Source organism: Colwellia marinimaniae, assembly GCF_002207865.1.
GTDB classification, from domain to species: domain Bacteria; phylum Pseudomonadota; class Gammaproteobacteria; order Enterobacterales; family Alteromonadaceae; genus Colwellia; species Colwellia marinimaniae.
In genome coordinates this window covers 1-247 of record NZ_BDQM01000432.1, presented here as the reverse complement: position 1 = coordinate 247, position 247 = coordinate 1, and the positions used below count along the sequence as shown (strand labels likewise).

Below are 247 nucleotides of genomic sequence, written 5' to 3'. Positions count from 1 at the left end.
CATCGTGGTCACGGCCGGCGCATCGGCCGCGCTGCAGCTGGCCTGCCTGGCGCTGATCGACGCGGACGACGAGATCCTGATGCCCGACCCCAGCTACCCCTGCAACCGCCACTTCGTGAGCGCGGCGGAAGGCAAAGCGGTGCTGATCCCCACCACGGCCGAGGAGCGCTTCCAGCTCAGCGCCGCCAAGGTCGAGGCCGCATGGGGTACCAAGACACGCGGCGTGCTGCTGGCATCGCCCTCCAAC

The 247-nt window shown here is 70.0% G+C and carries 1 protein-coding gene; it reads left to right on the top strand.

Annotation, left to right across the window (positions count from 1 at the left end; genetic code table 11):
• A partial coding sequence (locus MTCD1_RS19955; RefSeq protein WP_143760220.1) for an aminotransferase class I/II-fold pyridoxal phosphate-dependent enzyme occupies positions 1 to 247 on the top strand: 247 nt, incomplete at both ends.